This window comes from Hymenobacter coccineus, assembly GCF_001816125.1.
Taxonomy (GTDB): Bacteria; Bacteroidota; Bacteroidia; order Cytophagales; family Hymenobacteraceae; genus Hymenobacter; species Hymenobacter coccineus.
This window is the reverse complement of record NZ_MDZA01000122.1, coordinates 14891-31086: the sequence shown is the minus strand read 5'-3', so window position 1 is coordinate 31086 and position 16196 is coordinate 14891. Positions and strand designations below refer to the sequence as shown.

At 60.2% G+C, this 16196-nt stretch carries 18 protein-coding genes and 1 other RNA gene; 9 read left to right on the top strand and 10 right to left on the bottom strand.

The features are described from left to right. Nucleotides 1-14 precede the first annotated feature (14 nt). From BEN49_RS27760 to BEN49_RS09190, 9 genes are all read left to right on the top strand, one after another. Nucleotides 15-155 carry a hypothetical protein gene (locus tag BEN49_RS27760; RefSeq protein ID WP_158022809.1) on the top strand — a complete coding sequence of 47 codons (141 nt, stop codon included), beginning with the start codon at nucleotides 15-17 and terminating at the stop codon, nucleotides 153-155. Nucleotides 156-166: 11 nt separating this feature from the next. Then, nucleotides 167-264, top strand: an RNA gene (ffs, locus tag BEN49_RS09225) — signal recognition particle sRNA small type. A gap of 183 nt (nucleotides 265-447) precedes the next feature. Then, entirely contained in the window at nucleotides 448-1104 is a 657-nt protein-coding gene (fsa, locus tag BEN49_RS09220) for a fructose-6-phosphate aldolase (RefSeq protein ID WP_070742732.1), read from the top strand. Nucleotides 1105-1221: 117 nt separating this feature from the next. Further along, nucleotides 1222-1425 carry a fructose-6-phosphate aldolase gene (locus tag BEN49_RS09215; protein WP_068232643.1) on the top strand — a complete coding sequence of 68 codons (204 nt, stop codon included), beginning with the start codon at nucleotides 1222-1224 and terminating at the stop codon, nucleotides 1423-1425. A gap of 9 nt (nucleotides 1426-1434) precedes the next feature. Continuing rightward, nucleotides 1435-2112, top strand: a complete 678-nt coding sequence (locus tag BEN49_RS09210; RefSeq protein ID WP_070742731.1) for a cell division ATP-binding protein FtsE — start codon at nucleotides 1435-1437, stop codon at nucleotides 2110-2112. 12 nt (nucleotides 2113-2124) lie between these two features. Beyond that, nucleotides 2125-2598, top strand: coding sequence for a glycosyltransferase family 2 protein (locus BEN49_RS09205; RefSeq protein WP_070742730.1), 474 nt, complete (start codon nucleotides 2125-2127; stop codon nucleotides 2596-2598). Continuing rightward, nucleotides 2592-3017, top strand: coding sequence for a hypothetical protein (locus BEN49_RS09200; RefSeq protein ID WP_125916666.1), 426 nt, complete (start codon nucleotides 2592-2594; stop codon nucleotides 3015-3017). The genes BEN49_RS09205 and BEN49_RS09200 overlap by 7 nt, the downstream gene beginning before the upstream one ends. A 54-nt stretch (nucleotides 3018-3071) precedes the next feature. Beyond that, nucleotides 3072-4223, top strand: a complete 1152-nt coding sequence (locus tag BEN49_RS09195) for a DegT/DnrJ/EryC1/StrS family aminotransferase (RefSeq protein ID WP_239691885.1) — start codon at nucleotides 3072-3074, stop codon at nucleotides 4221-4223. Between the two features lie 399 nt (nucleotides 4224-4622). Then, complete coding sequence (locus BEN49_RS09190; RefSeq protein WP_239691884.1) at nucleotides 4623-5639, top strand: Gfo/Idh/MocA family protein; 1017 nt, start codon at nucleotides 4623-4625, stop codon at nucleotides 5637-5639. Between the two features lie 8 nt (nucleotides 5640-5647). Here the strand turns inward: BEN49_RS09190 and BEN49_RS26735 are convergent, their stop codons facing one another. The 10 genes from BEN49_RS26735 to pseG all read right to left on the bottom strand — a co-directional run bounded on the left by BEN49_RS26735 (nucleotide 5648) and on the right by pseG (nucleotide 16173). Beyond that, nucleotides 5648-6244, bottom strand: coding sequence for a hypothetical protein (locus BEN49_RS26735; RefSeq protein ID WP_125916664.1), 597 nt, complete (start codon nucleotides 6242-6244; stop codon nucleotides 5648-5650). Nucleotides 6245-6259: 15 nt separating this feature from the next. Continuing rightward, the gene (locus BEN49_RS25565) at nucleotides 6260-7528 is read right to left on the bottom strand and encodes an AAA family ATPase (RefSeq protein WP_158022808.1); all 1269 of its coding nucleotides are present in this window, start codon (nucleotides 7526-7528) and stop codon (nucleotides 6260-6262) included. A 70-nt stretch (nucleotides 7529-7598) separates the two neighbouring features. Next, nucleotides 7599-9089: an oligosaccharide flippase family protein gene (locus BEN49_RS09180; protein WP_070742727.1), complete on the bottom strand. Its 1491-nt coding sequence runs from the start codon at nucleotides 9087-9089 to the stop codon at nucleotides 7599-7601. A 33-nt stretch (nucleotides 9090-9122) separates the two neighbouring features. After that, nucleotides 9123-9932 carry a polysaccharide deacetylase family protein gene (locus tag BEN49_RS09175; RefSeq protein WP_070742726.1) on the bottom strand — a complete coding sequence of 270 codons (810 nt, stop codon included), beginning with the start codon at nucleotides 9930-9932 and terminating at the stop codon, nucleotides 9123-9125. Continuing rightward, nucleotides 9875-10495 (bottom strand): DUF7033 domain-containing protein, encoded by a 621-nt coding sequence (locus BEN49_RS09170; RefSeq protein WP_070742725.1) that lies wholly within the window; start codon nucleotides 10493-10495, stop codon nucleotides 9875-9877. Before BEN49_RS09170 ends, BEN49_RS09175 begins: the two co-directional genes overlap by 58 nt. A 163-nt stretch (nucleotides 10496-10658) precedes the next feature. Beyond that, nucleotides 10659-11891: a glycosyltransferase family protein gene (locus BEN49_RS09165; RefSeq protein ID WP_083325944.1), complete on the bottom strand. Its 1233-nt coding sequence runs from the start codon at nucleotides 11889-11891 to the stop codon at nucleotides 10659-10661. Nucleotides 11892-11985: 94 nt separating this feature from the next. Beyond that, complete coding sequence (locus tag BEN49_RS09160) at nucleotides 11986-12693, bottom strand: PIG-L deacetylase family protein (RefSeq protein ID WP_070742723.1); 708 nt, start codon at nucleotides 12691-12693, stop codon at nucleotides 11986-11988. Continuing rightward, nucleotides 12674-13621, bottom strand: a complete 948-nt coding sequence (locus tag BEN49_RS09155) for an acyltransferase (RefSeq protein WP_070742722.1) — start codon at nucleotides 13619-13621, stop codon at nucleotides 12674-12676. The genes BEN49_RS09160 and BEN49_RS09155 overlap by 20 nt, the downstream gene beginning before the upstream one ends. A gap of 28 nt (nucleotides 13622-13649) precedes the next feature. After that, the gene (gene pseI / locus BEN49_RS09150) at nucleotides 13650-14699 is read right to left on the bottom strand and encodes a pseudaminic acid synthase (RefSeq protein WP_070742721.1); all 1050 of its coding nucleotides are present in this window, start codon (nucleotides 14697-14699) and stop codon (nucleotides 13650-13652) included. A gap of 7 nt (nucleotides 14700-14706) precedes the next feature. Then, the gene (gene pseG, locus BEN49_RS25560) at nucleotides 14707-16173 is read right to left on the bottom strand and encodes a UDP-2,4-diacetamido-2,4,6-trideoxy-beta-L-altropyranose hydrolase (RefSeq protein ID WP_158022807.1); all 1467 of its coding nucleotides are present in this window, start codon (nucleotides 16171-16173) and stop codon (nucleotides 14707-14709) included. Nucleotides 16174-16196: the final 23 nt, after the last annotated feature.

Sequence of the window (16196 nt, the reverse complement as noted above, 5' to 3'; positions counted from 1 at the left end):
AGCCGTGATTAACCGTGATGACGCTGATTTTTTTTGCTGGTTCAGACGAGTACAAATTATTGATAGACAATGCTATGGAGCAGCGTAATTATGGTCAACCGGAAGAAGGCAGGCATGCAATCAGCGCCATCACGGTTAATGAGGCTAATCTGTGATTACCTTTGCAGCGGCAAGTCAGAACGACCAGCTCCTGCTGAACTCCCCCAGGACCGGAAGGTAGCAAGGGTAGGCGGTCGATGCGGTGCGATTTTGGCTTGCTTTTTTTTGTCCTTTCCCGTCGGCCCCGGCGCTGCTCCGTTTCGCTTTCTGGCGAGGCAGCGAGTAGCTTTGGGGCCGATTCTTTTTGTATTAGCTGTTAGCTGGCAGCCGTTAGCCGTTAGCTTTTGTTCTGGTAGCCGGTTTGAAAAAGCAGCTAACAGCTAATAGCCATCCGCTAACAGCTTAAACATGAAGTTCTTCCTCGACACCGCCAACATTGCCGAAATCCGCGAAGCCGTGGAGCTGGGCGTCCTCGACGGCGTGACCACCAACCCCTCGCTCATGGCCAAAGAAGGCGTGCGCGGCGTCGACAGCGTGCTGGGCCACTACCGCCACATTTGCGAGCTGGTGGACGGCGACGTGTCGGCCGAAGTAATTGCTACCGACTATAACAGCATCATCCGCGAGGGCGAGGTATTGGCCGACTTGCACCCCAACATTGTGGTGAAAGTGCCCATGATCCGCGACGGTGTGAAGGCCATCCGCTACTTCTCCGACAAGGGCATCAAAACCAACTGCACGCTGGTGTTCACGGCCGGGCAGGCCCTGCTGGCCGCCAAGGCCGGCGCTACCTACGTGTCGCCCTTCGTGGGCCGCCTCGACGACATTGGGGCCGATGGCCTCCAACTCATCGAGCAGATCGTGCAGATCTACGGCAACTACGGCTACGAAACCCAGGTGCTGGCCGCCTCGGTGCGCCACGTGCCGCACCTCATCCAGTGCGCCGAGATTGGGGCCGATGTGGTTACCTGCCCGCTCAGCGTCATCCTGGGCCTGCTCAACCACCCGCTTACCGACAAGGGCCTGGCGACTTTCTTGGCCGACCACGCCAAGGTGAATGCGTAATTAAATGTGAAAATGTGGCGGATGTGGAAAGGTGAAAATGCGTTTGATTCAAGTACGAATTAATAATTTCTCCATTCTTTACATCTCTGCATCCCGCACATTTTCACATTAATTAATATGTATATCATCAAAGTAAAGGGCAAGGCTAAAATCCCTGATTATATCCAGCTCCGCGACGAGCAGTTTGTGCTCATTGCCTATTTCCGGGCCGACCGGCCGCTGAAGGATTTGCACCGCTACGGCCTGGAGGGCAAGGAAACGGCGCTGGCGGCCGTTATTTCCGAGTTGGAATTTGGCAAGCTCCGCCCGCTCACGATTTAACATTGCGCGATGTCCGAATTAATCGTTGAGCTGCGCGACGCCACCGTGATGCAGGAAACGCAGGCGGTGCTGCAAGGCGTGTCGTTTGCGCTGGAAAAGAGTGACTTTGCTTATTTGGTGGGCCGCACCGGCTCGGGCAAGTCGTCGCTGCTCAAAACCCTGTACGCCGACCTGCCGCTGCTGGTGGGCACCGGCACCGTGGCGGGCTTTGCGCTGCCGCGGCTGCCCGTGGGCAAGGTGCCGTATTTGCGCCGCCGCCTGGGCATCGTGTTCCAAGACTTTCAGCTGCTGCCTGACCGCACGGTGGCCGAAAACCTGCTGTTCGTGCTCAACGCCACCGGCTGGCGGGGCAAGGCCCGCAAGCAGCAGCGCATTGCCGACGTGCTGGGCCGTGTGGGCCTAAGCAGCGCCGCCAATCGGATGCCGCACCGCCTCTCAGGCGGCGAGCAGCAGCGCGTGGTCATTGCCCGGGCCCTATTGAACGAGCCGACACTACTGCTGGCCGACGAGCCCACCGGCAACCTCGACCCGGAAGTGGCCGATAGCATCATGCAATTATTTACGGAAATTAATTACGCCGGCACCGCTATTCTCATGGCCACGCACAATTTCCAGGTGATTGAGAAGTATCCGCACCGCGTGCTCACGTGCCAGGACGGGGCCCTGCTGGATTCGGCCCGCAATTAATTAACGCCCGCCATGCCCGGCTTGTCGGTATTAATTCCGGTGTACAACCGGCCGGTGGCAGAATTAATTGAGGCGCTGCTGGCGCAGGCGCCGCAGTGGCCCGGGGCCCTCGAAATCTATTTATTGGATGACGGCTCGGACGAAACCTGCCGCTGCCTGAACCAGCCCCTGGGGGCCCTGCTCGGCGTGCGTTACCAGGAGTTGCCGCGCAACGTGGGCCGCGCCGCCGTGCGCAACCAGCTGGCCGCCGGGGCCCGGCACGAGTGGCTGCTGCTGCTCGACAACACCGGCCAACTGCCCGACGGCCAGTTCTTGGCCCGCTATGCCGCTGCCCTGGGTGGGGCCCCGGTGCTGGCCGGTGGCGTGTGCTACGCCCCGGGGCCCCAGCCGACCCAGCGCTGCGCCTGCGCTGGCGCTACGGGCAAGCGCGTGAGGTGCGCCCGGCGACCCAGCGCCAGGCCGCGCCTTATAGCCAGCTGTTGGTAAATAATCTATTGATCAGTAAGGAATTGCTGCTGCGGTTTCCGTTGGATGAAAGCCTGCGCGGCTACGGCCACGAGGATACCCAGTTGGGCTGGCAGCTGGCCGCCGCCGCCGTGCCTGTGCACCACCTCGATAACCCCGTGCGGCACGCGGGGCTTGAAACGGCCGCGGTTTTCCTCGAGAAATCGGAGCAGGCGGTGCGTAACCTGGCCCAGCTGCTGCGTCAGGGCCGCGTGGAACCCGGCGCTCGGTTGGTGCAAGTGGCCCGGCGGCTGCGCCGCGCCGGCCTGGCCCCGGTGGCGCAGGCAGTCCTGGGCGCGGCGGCCCCGGCCCTGCGCCGCCACCTGCTGGGGCCCCGGCCGCGCCTCGCGGCCCTCGACGCGCTGAAGCTGCTGTGGCTGCTGCGGGCGCTGGCTGCCTGAGTGGGGCCCCGCCCGGTTACCTTTGCCCACCCCGCTTACCCGCTTATTTTGCGCTTGACCCCGCCGCCTATCCCCATCCGTCTGCTCGAATTGGCCGCCGAGCACGCGGCCCTGCAACCGGCCCTCGACGAGGCCATGCGCGAGGTATTAGAAGAAGCGGCATTTATCCAGGGGCTCGCCGTGGGGCAGTTTGCGGCTGAGCTGGGGGCTTACCTCGGCGGGGCGCACGTGGTGCCCTGCGCCAGCGGTACCGACGCCCTCACGCTGGCGCTGCTGAGTCTGAATTTGCCGGTGGGGGCGGAGGTCATCGTGCCTGCCTTCACCTACGTGGCCACGCTGGAGGCCGCCGCCCTGCTGGGCCTGTGCCCCGTGCTGGCCGACGTGCGCCCCGACACGTTCAACCTCGACCCGGCGGCCGTATCGGCGGCCCTCACGCCGCGCACCGGGGCCATCATCGCCGTGCACCTGTTTGGGCAATGTGCTGATTTGGAAGCGCTGGGGGCCCTAGCTGCTGCCCACGGCGTGGCCCTAATTGAGGACAACGCCCAGGCGCTGGGGGCCACGTTTCAATTTGCTAGCGGCGAAGTGGTCCACGCCGGCGCGGTGGGCGCGGTGGGCACTACGTCGTTTTTCCCCTCGAAAAACCTGGGGGCCCTGGGCGACGGTGGGGCCCTACTCACCCGCGACCTGGCCCGCGCCGCGCTGCTCCAGCAGCTGGCTAACCACGGCCAGAGCCAGAAATACCACCACCAGCGTATCGGCCTCAACTCGCGCCTAGACACGCTGCAAGCCGCGCTGCTGCGCGTGAAGCTGCGCCAGCTGCCCGCCAACACCGCCGCCCGCCAAGCCGTGGCAGCCCGCTACGACGGGGCCCTGGGCGATGTGCCCGGCCTTACAATTCCGGCCCGCGACGCACGTAGCAGCCACGTATTCCACCAGTACACCGTGCAGGTAGAGGGCCCCGGCCGCCGCGATGCCCTGCGCGACCACCTATATCAGTGTGGTGTGCCCACAGCGGTCTACTATCCGGTGCCGGCGCATCAGCAGCCCGCCTACGCCTACTTGGGCTACCGGGCCGGCCAGTTTCCGGTGGCCGAGCGGCTGTGCGAAACGGTGCTCTCGCTGCCCTTACACCCGCTACTGACGGCGGACCAGGTAAATTACATAGGAGAGGCAGTGGGTTGCTTTTTCGACGGTCGGAAATAAGGTGATATGAAAATTAATAAGCCCCCGTTCACCCGCCGCAACATCATTTGCACCGCTTTGTTAGGTACTACCGCCGCCGGTTATTGGATGTGGACAGCGCCGCTGAACGCCGCAATCAAAGCGGCCGCACCAAGGGGAAGCAGGGGCGAAGCGGAGAATTATTTATGGCTCTTTTGATAGCATTGGCGCTTTATGCAATGCCATTCTTCGTGGCAACGCTGTCATCGGTTTTGCGAAGGAGGTATGAGCTTATGATTACGTGACTGTTGCTATTGGGACTGCTCCCAGCCATCGTATTGGGATGACTTACTGTGGACGTTGTTTAGTATCAAATGCACCGGGTGGTTTAATGGAATTGGCGCGGTTTCCTCCGATAATTTTGCTTTTGGCCTTACGTTTTTGACCGGTTCTCTACCTATTCGCTTTGCCATTTGCGGCGTGGGCCACATCGGCCGGCGCCACGCGGCGCTGGTGGCCCGCCGCGCCGGGGCCCAGTTGGTGGCGCTGGTTGACGTGCAGCCGGAGCTGCGCGGCGGCCTAGCCGCCGAGTTTCCCGGCGTGCCGTTTTTTGCGTCGCTCGAAGAATACCTTGCCCGGGGGCCCCAGGCCGACGTCCTCACGGTAGCGACGCCCAACGGGCTGCACGCCCGGCAGGCGGTGGCCGGTTTGCGCCACGGCCTGCACGTGGTGGTCGAGAAGCCCATGGCCTTGATTGTGGCCGACGCCCGCGCCATCCTAGACACGGCCCAGCAAACCGGCCGCCGAGTGTTTGGCGTGATGCAAAACCGCTACTCGCCGCCCGCCGCCTGGCTCAAGGAGCTAGTGGACGCGGGCCGGTTGGGCGACATCTATTTGGTGCAGCTCAGCTGCTTCTGGAACCGCGACGCCCGCTACTACCGTCCCGGCGGCTGGCGCGGCACCGGGGCCCTCGATGGCGGCCCGCTCTTCACCCAGTTCAGCCATTTCGTGGACTTGCTGTACTGGGTATTCGGCGACGTGGCCAACCTCTCGGCCCGCTTTCGCAACTTCAACCACCAGGCCATCACCGAGTTTGAGGACAGCGGCCTCGTCACGTTCGACCTGGTGCGCGGCGGCAGCGGCACGCTCAGCTACAGCACCGCCGTGTGGGACCGTAACCTCGAAAGCTCCCTCACCGTGGTGGCCGCCCGCGGGGCCCTAAAAATCGGGGGCCAGTACCTCGACAAAATTGAGTACTGCCACGTGCAGGATTACGCCCAGCCCGCGCTGCCCCCCACCAACCCCGCCAACAATTACGGCCCCTACCAGGGCTCGGCCGCCAACCACGGCCACGTCATCGACGACGTGGTGGAAACCCTGCAACGCGGCGGCTCCACCAACGCCGCGGACGGCGTGAAAGTGGTGGAAATCATCGAGCGGATTTACGCACTACGATAGTCACGCTGCTACTTGGGAAGCTTCGCGGCAAATGCGGCATCAAAGTCGCGGAAATAGCCACAATTTTTTACCAATTCAGCGTAGTCTAATTGGGCACACACTTCTTCACAGTCGTTTTCAGAGTATTCTCCTCGTTTGCCCTTCCGGGATGCCTCTTGCAAGTTTCCTTTAGGGTCTATTATGCGCATTGGGTCAGCTTGGGGATTGCAGGTGCATTTATATAGAGTATTGAAAGGGCCAATGTGAGCCATAATTAGGGCTTCAAACTCATATATATGGAGTAGAAAAATCCCTTTTCCACCCACACATAAATTAATAGCATTAAACTCATTTCGTCGTTTTTGCATCTGCGTGACGTCCGATGCCAGCGCATCCAAGTCACGGGTAAATACAACTATATCGGGTTGTTGCTCTGCATATTGCTTAGGTAGCATCCGTAGCGCTTTGGGACCTGCTACTTTATCCGCTTTCAAGTTTTTGAGCAATGTAAAGACCTGAATGCGCTCCTTATACTTCTGCTGAAGTAATACTTTTAGCGCCGCCGTATCATTCGGCGATTCACCCAGCAAGCCTACGCGGACTACTCTCTTTTTCTTGGTAGACATGAAGAGAAGACAGGGCTAGTTATTGGTTTCTAATGTGCCGTGGCGCCAATAATCACTCAGAAAACCAATCTCTTGCATGTACTTCTTGGCTGTGACAATCTGCGCCTTTTTCAGTTTGCGGAATTGAGTGCCTTTCTTCTGATCCAATTCGCAAATGGTGATACGGTCTAACTCATCCTCTTCCAGCATATCCAGCACTTGCGGCGAGTGCGTGGTGATAATAATTTGATGTTTTTTAGACTGTTGCCGGAGGAAAAGTAATAGCTTTTCCAACTGGTCAGGATGAATGCCAAGTTCGGGTTCTTCTAAGAGAAGAATTCTATCATAATTATCAAGTTGATGGGGGTCTTCCGTTGGAATGAATAAAAACGATGCAATAATTTCTGAAATAATATAGAAAAGACGCTGGGTTCCGCTTGATAAAGCACTGAATGGTAGCCAATCATCTATGATTTTAAAATCTAATCTAATACCTTTTATAATAATTTGTTGTTGAATTGAATTAGTGTATGTATTATAAGAGGCTGTAAGCTGAATATCATTTATCGGTGTAAATAGCCTTAACTCAGGTAATAAACGACTCAAATAAAACTTCTCTACCTCATTAAGAGATGAATGAATCGCCTCATGGCTAGGTAATTTCTGCCTTTCCCCTGATAGTGCGTGAATAGAAAGAAACGAGCGAGCTATGCCTGATGCAAATAATTGAGAAAAGAGCGAGTTGCTATCGATATTGTATCCGATTGAGCGGAAATTTATTTCAAAATCCTCCGCCGTATCTACTATTGGATAACGATTAGGAATGCCGTGAGCAATTGTTACAAGCTGCAAAAGGGATAGTTTAGTTTTATATGGCTTTGTTCCTGTAAACTTTGATTCGATAAATGCTTCTTGAAACGAATTAGCTTCAAATTCTTTTCCTTTTACTAATAATCTAATCGTTTGTTGCCTATTCCTTGATGTTGAATTATAATTTTTAAAAGGATTGGTGGTTAAATTGTCTTGCATGGCAGATTCAATTTCTAGCTTATCTCTGCCATTAATAGATAAATTAACTTTACCAAGAAAATCAGGCTGTAATTCTCCTAATCCGTTCTGGATGCAGCGCACAAAATTCGTTTTTCCCGACCCGTTAGGCCCAATAATGATGTTCAGCCCCGGCTTAAAGTCCACTTTAGTATCTCGGATAGACCGAAAATCCTTGATATGTGCCCGCTGTAAATAATACGGCTGCTCCGAAACGGTTGGGACTTCGGGTGCGGGGGCTTTTGATTTCTTAGCCATATTGATTATAACGCTGCTGCGGGTGATACAAAGGTATAGCCTGATTAAATGGGTGCGCGTCCATAAGGGTTTACCGACGCCGCCCGCGCAGCTGGCCCAGAGCCTTGGCCCACAGCGCATTTACTTCCGGCGCGGCGCCGGTGAGCAGGAGGCCAGCTCCGTAGAGCACCGTGAGCGTGCCGCCGCGCAACAGCAGCGCCAGCCAAATGCTGGGCGGCACGGGCAGCAGCCACGCCGCCAGCCCGGCCGCCGCCGCCAGGGCCCCAATGAGCGGAATGCGCCGATCGAAGGGCTGGAGGCCGTAGGTGCGCCACACAAACCAGGTGCGCAACAGGTTGATGCCCACCAGGGCCAGGCAGTTGGACAGGGCCGCGCCGGCCAGGCCCAGGCGCGGGATGAGCAACGCGTTCAGGGCCACGATGGCCACGGCCAGGCCGGCGTTGAACACCAGATCGAAGCGGTAGCGGGGCGAGGTGAGCACGATGATGCCGTTGACGCCCGTGATGCCGTCGACCAGGCGGCCAATGAGCAGCAGCAGCACGGCGGTGGTGCCGGCGGCGTAGGCCGGGCGGTGGATGAGGCCGTACACGAACTCCAGGTTCAGGCCCAGGCCCAGGGCTAAGTAGCAGCCCAGCACGGTGTTGAGGCGGGTGGTGCGGGCGTAGAAATCTTCCATTTTACCCATCGCCCCCTCTTTCCAATACTCGGCGATGAGCGGGAACGCCGTTTTGTAGAGGGCCCGGAAGGGCAGCGTGAGGGCCGTGCTAATGTTGAAGGCAATGGCGTAGATGCCGGCCGCCGCCAGGCTGAGCTTGGCCCCCACCATCAGCGCGTCGATGGTGACCATGATGGTGCCCGAGAGGTTGCTCAGCAGCGCGAAGCCTCCGAAGGCTAGCAGTTCGCGCAGGGGCCGCACCCGCAGCACGGCCCGGGTGGGCCGCAGGTGCAGCTCGCCGATGGCCAGCAGGTAGGCCGCCAGCAGCGCATCCACCAGCGCGTAGCCGCCCACGTAGGCCAGCACGAAGCCATCGAACGAGAGCACCCCGCGCCAAAACAGTCCGGCGGCCCCCACGATGTAGAGCCGCAGGAAAATATCCTGCATAAACGATGAAAACCCGGTGTGGAACAGCGACTTCAGGTAGGCGTCTTGCAGCGAGAGCAGCAGCACGGCCAGCGTGAGCAGGAGCACGGCCGGGTAGTTGGGCCCCAGCAGGGCAGCATCGGCCGAGAAGCGGCTTAGCACGAAGCTTTTGCCAGCCCACAGCGCCGCCGCTACCGCCGCGAAGCCCACCAGTGGCACGCCCAACAGCAGCGGCAGAAAGCCCGAATGGCCCTTCGCCGAATCGCGGAAGTACGGGAAGTAGCGCAGCGCCGTGCTGGCAAACCCGAAGGCCGCCAGCTGCGCCGCCAGCGTGGCCAGCGAGACAAGTACCGAGGTGAGGCCGAGCTGCGCCGGCGTGAGCAAGCGCGTGAGCACCAGCGTGCTGCTCACGAACCCAATGCCCAGGCCGATGTAAGAAATCAGGGTGTTGCGGAGGCCCTGGCGTTGAACAATGCCCAAGTGGAGAGATGAAAAAAATAAAAGTCTGGAGCCCTACGCCGCCGGAAACTGGGCCCAAATTTCGGTACCCGTCAGGAATGCCGCGCCCCGGCCCCGTAGCCAGCCCATAACTTCGTGAAACTGCCGGGGCCCGTTGGCAGTGTTGGCCGGGTCGAAGTTCTGGTTGTGCCACAATACTGAAGCCACGCCGCCAAACTTCGCAACTTCGGACAGCATGGGCACTAGGGCCGGTAATACTTCGTCGGGGCCCAACTGCAAATAATTGGGGTGGTGCAGGGTAGCATCCATGATGTTTAGCGGAATTTCGAGAAAACAATAGGCTTGCCCGTGCTGAAAATCAAAGGGAAAGAAAGGGTGGCAGTAGGAATTCCGAAACCCGAAATGCTCGGCAAAGCCCAGCGTTGAGTCGAAAGAAGTAGACGCCCGGTCTACTATATCGGGGGTCAGGCGCGGCTCCCACCGCAGGTAGTGGAAGCGGTTGCCGCCCTCTTCTACATCGAGTACCTGCTGCTGTTCGTCATCAAAATGAATGAAATTATCAGCCGTGCCGATGCTGGCGTGCAGCGCCACCTCGTGGCCTTGCTCTGCCAGTTTGGCCAATCGTTGCCACAGCCGAGCCGTGAGGCGGTAGTCGGCATTAGGGGTACCGTCGGCTCCCGGCCGGTGCGCGGGTAGCACGAAAAATGTGGACCGTGCTCCGTACTGCGCCGTGGCGGCGGCCACAGCTTCGAGGTTGTCCCAGGCGTCGGGCTGTGTGCAGTGCCGCCACAGCTGCTGCCCAAAATTTAGTAGCTGGCCGTTTTGCAGGGCTGCTTTGGCCGGGGCTTTCCAGGCGCTGCGCAAGTTGTCGAGGTCGTGGCTGATGAAGGCGGCGAATGGGGCCCGGGGCCCCAGGTATGCGGGTGCAGGGGCTGGCCAGTGGCGTGCTCAATGGTTACACGCAGCACATCGAAATAATAATTCACCACCGGCAGCGCCACGAAGCCGTAGCGCGCCTGCACGCTGGCTGCGTAAGGAAACCGCCCGTGTTGGTCGCGTGCATCGGAGAAATATTCCTGCCAACCGCTGAGCAAATAAAACGCGGCCGAAATTACGTCGGCGTTGATTTTGGCCCGGCCCGACATCATCGTTAGCAGGGGCCCTGCGCTGTCGTCAAAGAAAAAAGGTACTTGCTGGCCGTGCCACTCGCGCCAATTTGGTTCAACTGGGTAAGGCTGGGGTTGGCTGAAAAACGCTTCCGCCAAGTCAGCCACTTCTACCGCGGCGCCGCTGCCAGTGGAGCCCAGGGCCCCCACGGGCGCGCCGGGGTACACCCGCGCGAAGTGGGCCCACACATAGGCCAGCCGCACCGCGGCCGTGACCGGCGCAATGGGCGGCAGGGCGGGAGCAGGGGCAGTGGTGGGCATGGGGGCGAAGGTAGCGCGGGTAATGAGCGGGGCGGGCTGCGGCTTTTCGCCTGGCTGCCCGCTAATCGTTGAATCGTTGGCAAGCGGTTGTTTGGGGCCCCAACAATTACCGGGCAGCCGGCGAAAAGCCGGCAGCCCGCCCCGCCTGGCGAATTGCAACCAACTACGCCGGGGCCCCGGGCGCTTCTTCCAGCCACGCGCCTAGCACGCGGGCAGCCAATGGCTGGCTGTGGCCCTCGTCGGGGGTGCCAAGGGTGGCGTTATAATAAGCGGCGCGGCGGTAGAGGTCGGCGGGCTTGTGTTGGGCCAGGGCCCCCAACAGGGCCCCCAGGGCGGGCAGGTCGGCGGCGCGGGGCACCAGGCCGTTGGCTACGTAGCCGTAATAATCGTCGGTGAGCGGGTTGGCGGCGAAGCGGTAGTAGACGCTGGCCACGTTCAGTAGGGTGGCTTCGAGGTGGGTGGAGGTATCGGCGGCCACCAGCGCGTCCTGGGTGGCGAGGAACTCGAACACGTTCTGCTGCCGGGCGTCCGACCACTGCACCTGCGGCAGCTGGCGGCGCAGTGGCCCAAAGTCGCGGGTGTCGCTGGGGTGCGGGCGCAGGGTGAGCGTGAGCGCTGGCAACGTCTGGGCGAGGTAGGCCAGCGTGTCGGCCAGGGCCGGCAGCGGGTCGTGGATGTTGCAGGCCAGGCCCACGCGGCGCACGGCGGGGGCGGTGTTGCGGCGGGCCAGGTAGGCGTCGGCCTTGGGCATGCCCACCAGGGCCACCCGGCCGCGCACGGGACCGCAGCGGCGGTACTTGTCCAGCGCGTCCTGGCCTTCGAGCAGGCTTAGGTCGAAGCCCAGGGGCGGGAAGTTGGCGCTCACGCTGGCGTGCTGCACGTAGGCCGTGGGGATGCCCTCGGCGCGGCAGGCCAGCAGCAGGGCGCGGGTGTCGTCGTTGTGGTCGTTGGCCAGCACCACCGCCCGGGGCCGGTAGTGGCGCAGGGCCCGCCGGTACACCTCGTAGTAGCCGATGGCGTAAAAAATCAAGTCGAAAAACCGCCACGCCCGGGGCCCCACCAGGCGCCAGAGCCCCGCCAGGGCTCCTGGGTACTGCCAGTAATACAGTAGCTTGCGGCGCAGCGAGAGCCGCTGCACCGCGCCGTTGTAGCGCCCAATGTTTTTGCCTTGCCCGGCCACCAGTAGAGCCCCCGGCTGGCTTTGCTGGATGAATTGCAGGGCCTCGTAGTTGTTGGCGCTCACCACGTACAGCCAAACCGCCCCGCGCAAATCGGCCTGGTTCCGGATGGGCTGGAACAAGTGTCCCACCAGCCGCAGGGCCGCGTAGGCGCCCACCCGCGCCAGCCGCTTAAGCGGGCTGGCGGGTGAAATGCCGCTGAGCGCGGCTGGCGACAAATTATAAAAATGCGTTGTAAAACGGGCCTGGAGAACGTTGTGCATTCGCTCAACCAGGCCCGAACTCAGGGGCTGGTTTGCTACAGCGGCTGGCTTATCCAATGTGGCGAATCAGCATAAATGCCTCGGCAAAGGGTTGCCCAATCACCACGCCCCACCGCTGTGCCAGCACGCGCAAGGCTTCTGGCGACCGGGGATGGGGGTAGGCCCGTTTTTCAAACTCATATGCCTCCATGCCGGCAATTTTAGCGGCCACGTCTTCCTCCGTTACGGCCAGAAAGATGTTTGGCAGGAAGGGTTGCGGATAGCTGGCGGCCTGCCATTCGGTTGAAGACGGGGTTTCGCAAGCCAGCAAAGTGCGCATAGGTTCGCCGGGCAAAGGACGGCAGGCCGTCACCACGGCTTCGAAAGTGCGCCGGTGGTCAATGTTGGTGTCGCCGCCGTGGTGGGTAAAAATGACCTCGGGCTGGTAAGTTTCTTTTTCTTGTTCCACCACTTTCACCAAATCCAATAAGTCCACCGAATCGAAGCGGTTGTCGGCAAAATTATAAATGCCGGTGGAAGCGTAGCCCACCGCTGCGGCAGCGTGCGCAATATTGGCTCGGTGAGTCGCCAGCTCAGTGGCCCATTGCGCGGGGGCCCGGGTGGCAGCGCGCGAAGTCAGCCCTTCGCCTAAGATGACGGCCCGGGCCGTGCACCCGTGGCGCTGCACCAGCCGGTGAACGGTGGCCCCTAGGCCCAGTAATTCGTCGTCGGGGTGGGCCACTACCACCAGCAGGCGTTTATTCTCCAGCGTCAGCATCCGGCGAAATGGCTAAGAGGCGGCGGTACTCGGCGGGTAATACGCTGGTAAAAGGCTGGCCGGTGTAAAATTTAATGCCCCGGCGGCGCAAATAATCCCGAAAATCTTCCTCCGTGGGAGTGAATATACCCGTGGTGCGCAGCGTGTCCAGGTGGAAGGATATGTCGTTGCAGTGTATCACGTGTTCTGTCGGTAAGTAGCTTAGTTGCACTACCAGGTCTTTGTACTCGGCCATGCGGGCGTAATCTTCCACAATGCGGCGTACCAACGCTTCGTTGCGGGTGGCATCGTGCGAGGGATAATAATTCTCCTTCAGAATGCGCACGGGAATGCCGCCAGCTAGGCATCCATCGGGCAAATCTTTATTAATAAGGGAGTTAGTGCCGATGACCACGTTGTTGCCAATGCGGCGGTTGGGGAGCACTGTAGACTTGGCCGGTAGCCAAACGTGGTGGCCGATGGAAACGGGCCCAAAGTCAGCCGGGAACCCGTCCAAAATCGGCAAGAACGAGCCGTGCGTCCACACGGCCACGTCTTCGCCAATGCCCACGTACTCGCCAATGCTAATGGGGTGGTTGACGTTGAGCGTAATGCGGGCGCAAATCATCGAGTAGGCCCCCACCCGCAGGTGTGCGTCGGGGCTGAATTTGCCGCCGTGCCCCACCACCACGTTGGAATCCCAGAACACGTATTCGCCGACCTCGATGGTGCGGGCCGTGAAGCTATTGGTATTGCCGATGACGGTATGGGCCCCAATTTCCAGGCGCTGGCCCACTAAGAATACGTTGTCGGCGCCAATGCGCACGTTGTCGCCCAGCACGCATTCGGTGGCCCGAATTTGCGTGTTGGGCCCCACGTGTACCTCTTGGCCTATAACAAGGCGTTCGGCGATGATGTAGCTGCCGTTGGCGAAGCGGTGGATTTGCATGGGCGGGGGCAAAAAATAGTTTTTGATACTAAAGCACCGCCCACGTAAGGGCCGTACCGCGTCGGATGGCTTGCCGTGCCGGGCGGCCCAACACTTGGGGCAGTAGGGCCGGGGCTAGCCCGTGCCCGGGGCGGATAACGCGTAGGTTTTCGGCGGTGAAAAGCTCGCCCTCGGCTACGTCTTGCACCACGTAAATGGACCGGCGAAACCCCAGCGACTTTTGCTCTGCGGCCGTGGGCCCGTAGGCAACCGTGCCCAGCGCTTGAGCGGCCTGGCGGCACTCACGCACCAGGTGCGCCATCTCGGCGGGCTCCATCGAAAAAGAGCCATCGGGCCCGCCATCGGCGCGGTCCAGCGTGAGGTGCTTTTCAATGACGACGGCCCCAAGCACCGTGGCGGCGACACTTACCCCCGTGCCCATGGTATGGTCGGAGAGTCCCACGTGGCAGTTTAGCAAGTCGCGCAGGTGCGGGATGGTGCGCAAATTGGTATCGCGTGGTTCGGCGGGGTATGTGCTGGTGCACTTGAGCAGCACGAGTTGCTCGTTGCCAGTGGCGCGCACCACGTGGGCCATGCGCTCTAAGTCGGCCAAATCGGCCATGCCAGTAGAGATGATAACCGGCTTGCCCGTGCGCGCGGCCCGCTCAATAAGCTCGGGCCAATTATTCTCAAACGAAGCGATTTTGTAGGCAGGACAGTCGAGGGTTTCTAAAAAATCCACTGCTTCTGTTCCAAAAGGCGAACTAAAAGCTACCAAGCCCCGCGCCTGGGCCCGTGCAAAAATGGGCGCGTGCCATTCAAAAGGCGTAAAGTTGGTCGTGTACAGTTCGTACAGCGACTGTCCTTCCCAGTCAGGGTTTGCCCCGCGCACCATGAAATCAGGGGCTCGGCTGTCCAGCGTCAGCATGTCGGGCGTGCTGGTTTGGATTTTTAGGCCCTGGCAACCAGCGTCGGCTGCCGCGTCCACAATGGCCAGGGCCCGCTCCAGCGAGTGGCCGTGGTTGCCCGACATTTCGGCGATGATGAACGGTGGCTGGCCGGCACCGATGGAGTAAGGACCCAGCGAAATATCTTGCATGGCGAGGTTAAAAGCCCGAATTTAAGGCCAACTCAAAGACTTCAAACGTCCGGCCGTTACGTTGCACCGTTGGCAAGCGCGCAAATCGCAGGCGCTCAAATACCCGCATCGAAGCTGCATTATCGGCCCATACCTCGCCCCGCAACACCCAGGGCCCCGGCCGTTGGTGGCGCAGCCAGTGCAAGGCCCGGCGCAACAACCGCGTACCCAGGCCTCGGCCGCGGTGCGCAGTGGCCACCGAATAATCAATCAGTCCCACGGAGCCATCAAATTCGATGCGTACTTGCCCGACGGGTTCATCCGCCAGTTCAACCACCAGCAGGTAAGTATCCCGGACTTCGGTCAAACGACGCGCAAACCAATTTTGGTGATCGGACCAAGCGATGGACTCTGGATGAATGGCGTTGTGCCGCACAGCGGGGTCGTTGGCCCAATCTAAGTACAGTGCGCAGTCGGCTGCTGTAGCCCGCCGCAAGCGAAGCTGGGCAGTTGAGTGCAATTCTTCGAACGCTGCGGTGAATCGTTCAGCAGCACGGCCGTCGAATAATTCAGCCTGCCGACTGCGCATTTGCGTTGTTATACTAGGCAAGTCGGTTGGTTTTAAGGAACCTAAAGCGGCTAGGGGCAAGGCTAGTCCGCCGTCTACTAAGAACGTAAAAATGCCTTGCTGATTAGCGGCTGTGGGGTGCAATAGCAGCAGGCCCCCGGCGGCGGCGCATTCGTAGGCCATTCCGCTAGGCGGACACACCATCAGGTCGCAGGTGCGGAGCAGGGCCGCTAATGGTTCGGCGGCTACGTTGTGGTGCAGGCGCACTTGGGGCAAGCTGGCTGCCATTGTGGCTAGCGCTGCTTGGTGTGGGTAAGCTGCGCCCGTTACGACGTCAAACGTACAGCTGGGAAACACCCGAACGAGTTGAGGGAGTAAAGCAGCGGTTTGGTTGCTGGGGTCGGCCCCACCCATGCTTAAAAATACACGGCCGGTCCAGAGACGTTGGGCCGGCAGCGGTGCTGGCAAACGAAAAGGCCGGCGCAACAGGGCGTAAGTGGGCCCCAAAAGCAATTGGGCCCCAGGAGTGGTTGCGTACGCTCCTGGCAACACGCCACCGGCTTGGTTAATGACCGCATCGGCCCACGCAGGCGGTGTCACCAAATCGTCGATGCAAATCAACCCGAAGTGCTTTTTCGAGACTATTTCTTGATAAAGAGAGCCAAAATGATAGCCGTCAAGAACCAATAAGTCGGTTGGCTGTAATAATCCACTTACCCACGCTGCTTCTTCCTGTGAATCACCAACGGCTGGGGGAACAACCAACACGCGGCATTGGACTGCAGCGGCCTGGGTTTGAAGCAAAGCGTTGGGTTCGCGCAGCACCAACACGCACTCAAAACATGGGGCTAGCATGTCAGCCAAAGCCAGGCAACGTACTACATGCCCCAGCCCAACGCGTGCGTTGCCATCGGCGCGGAAGTACACAGTGGAGCGGAGGGCCCTGGCCA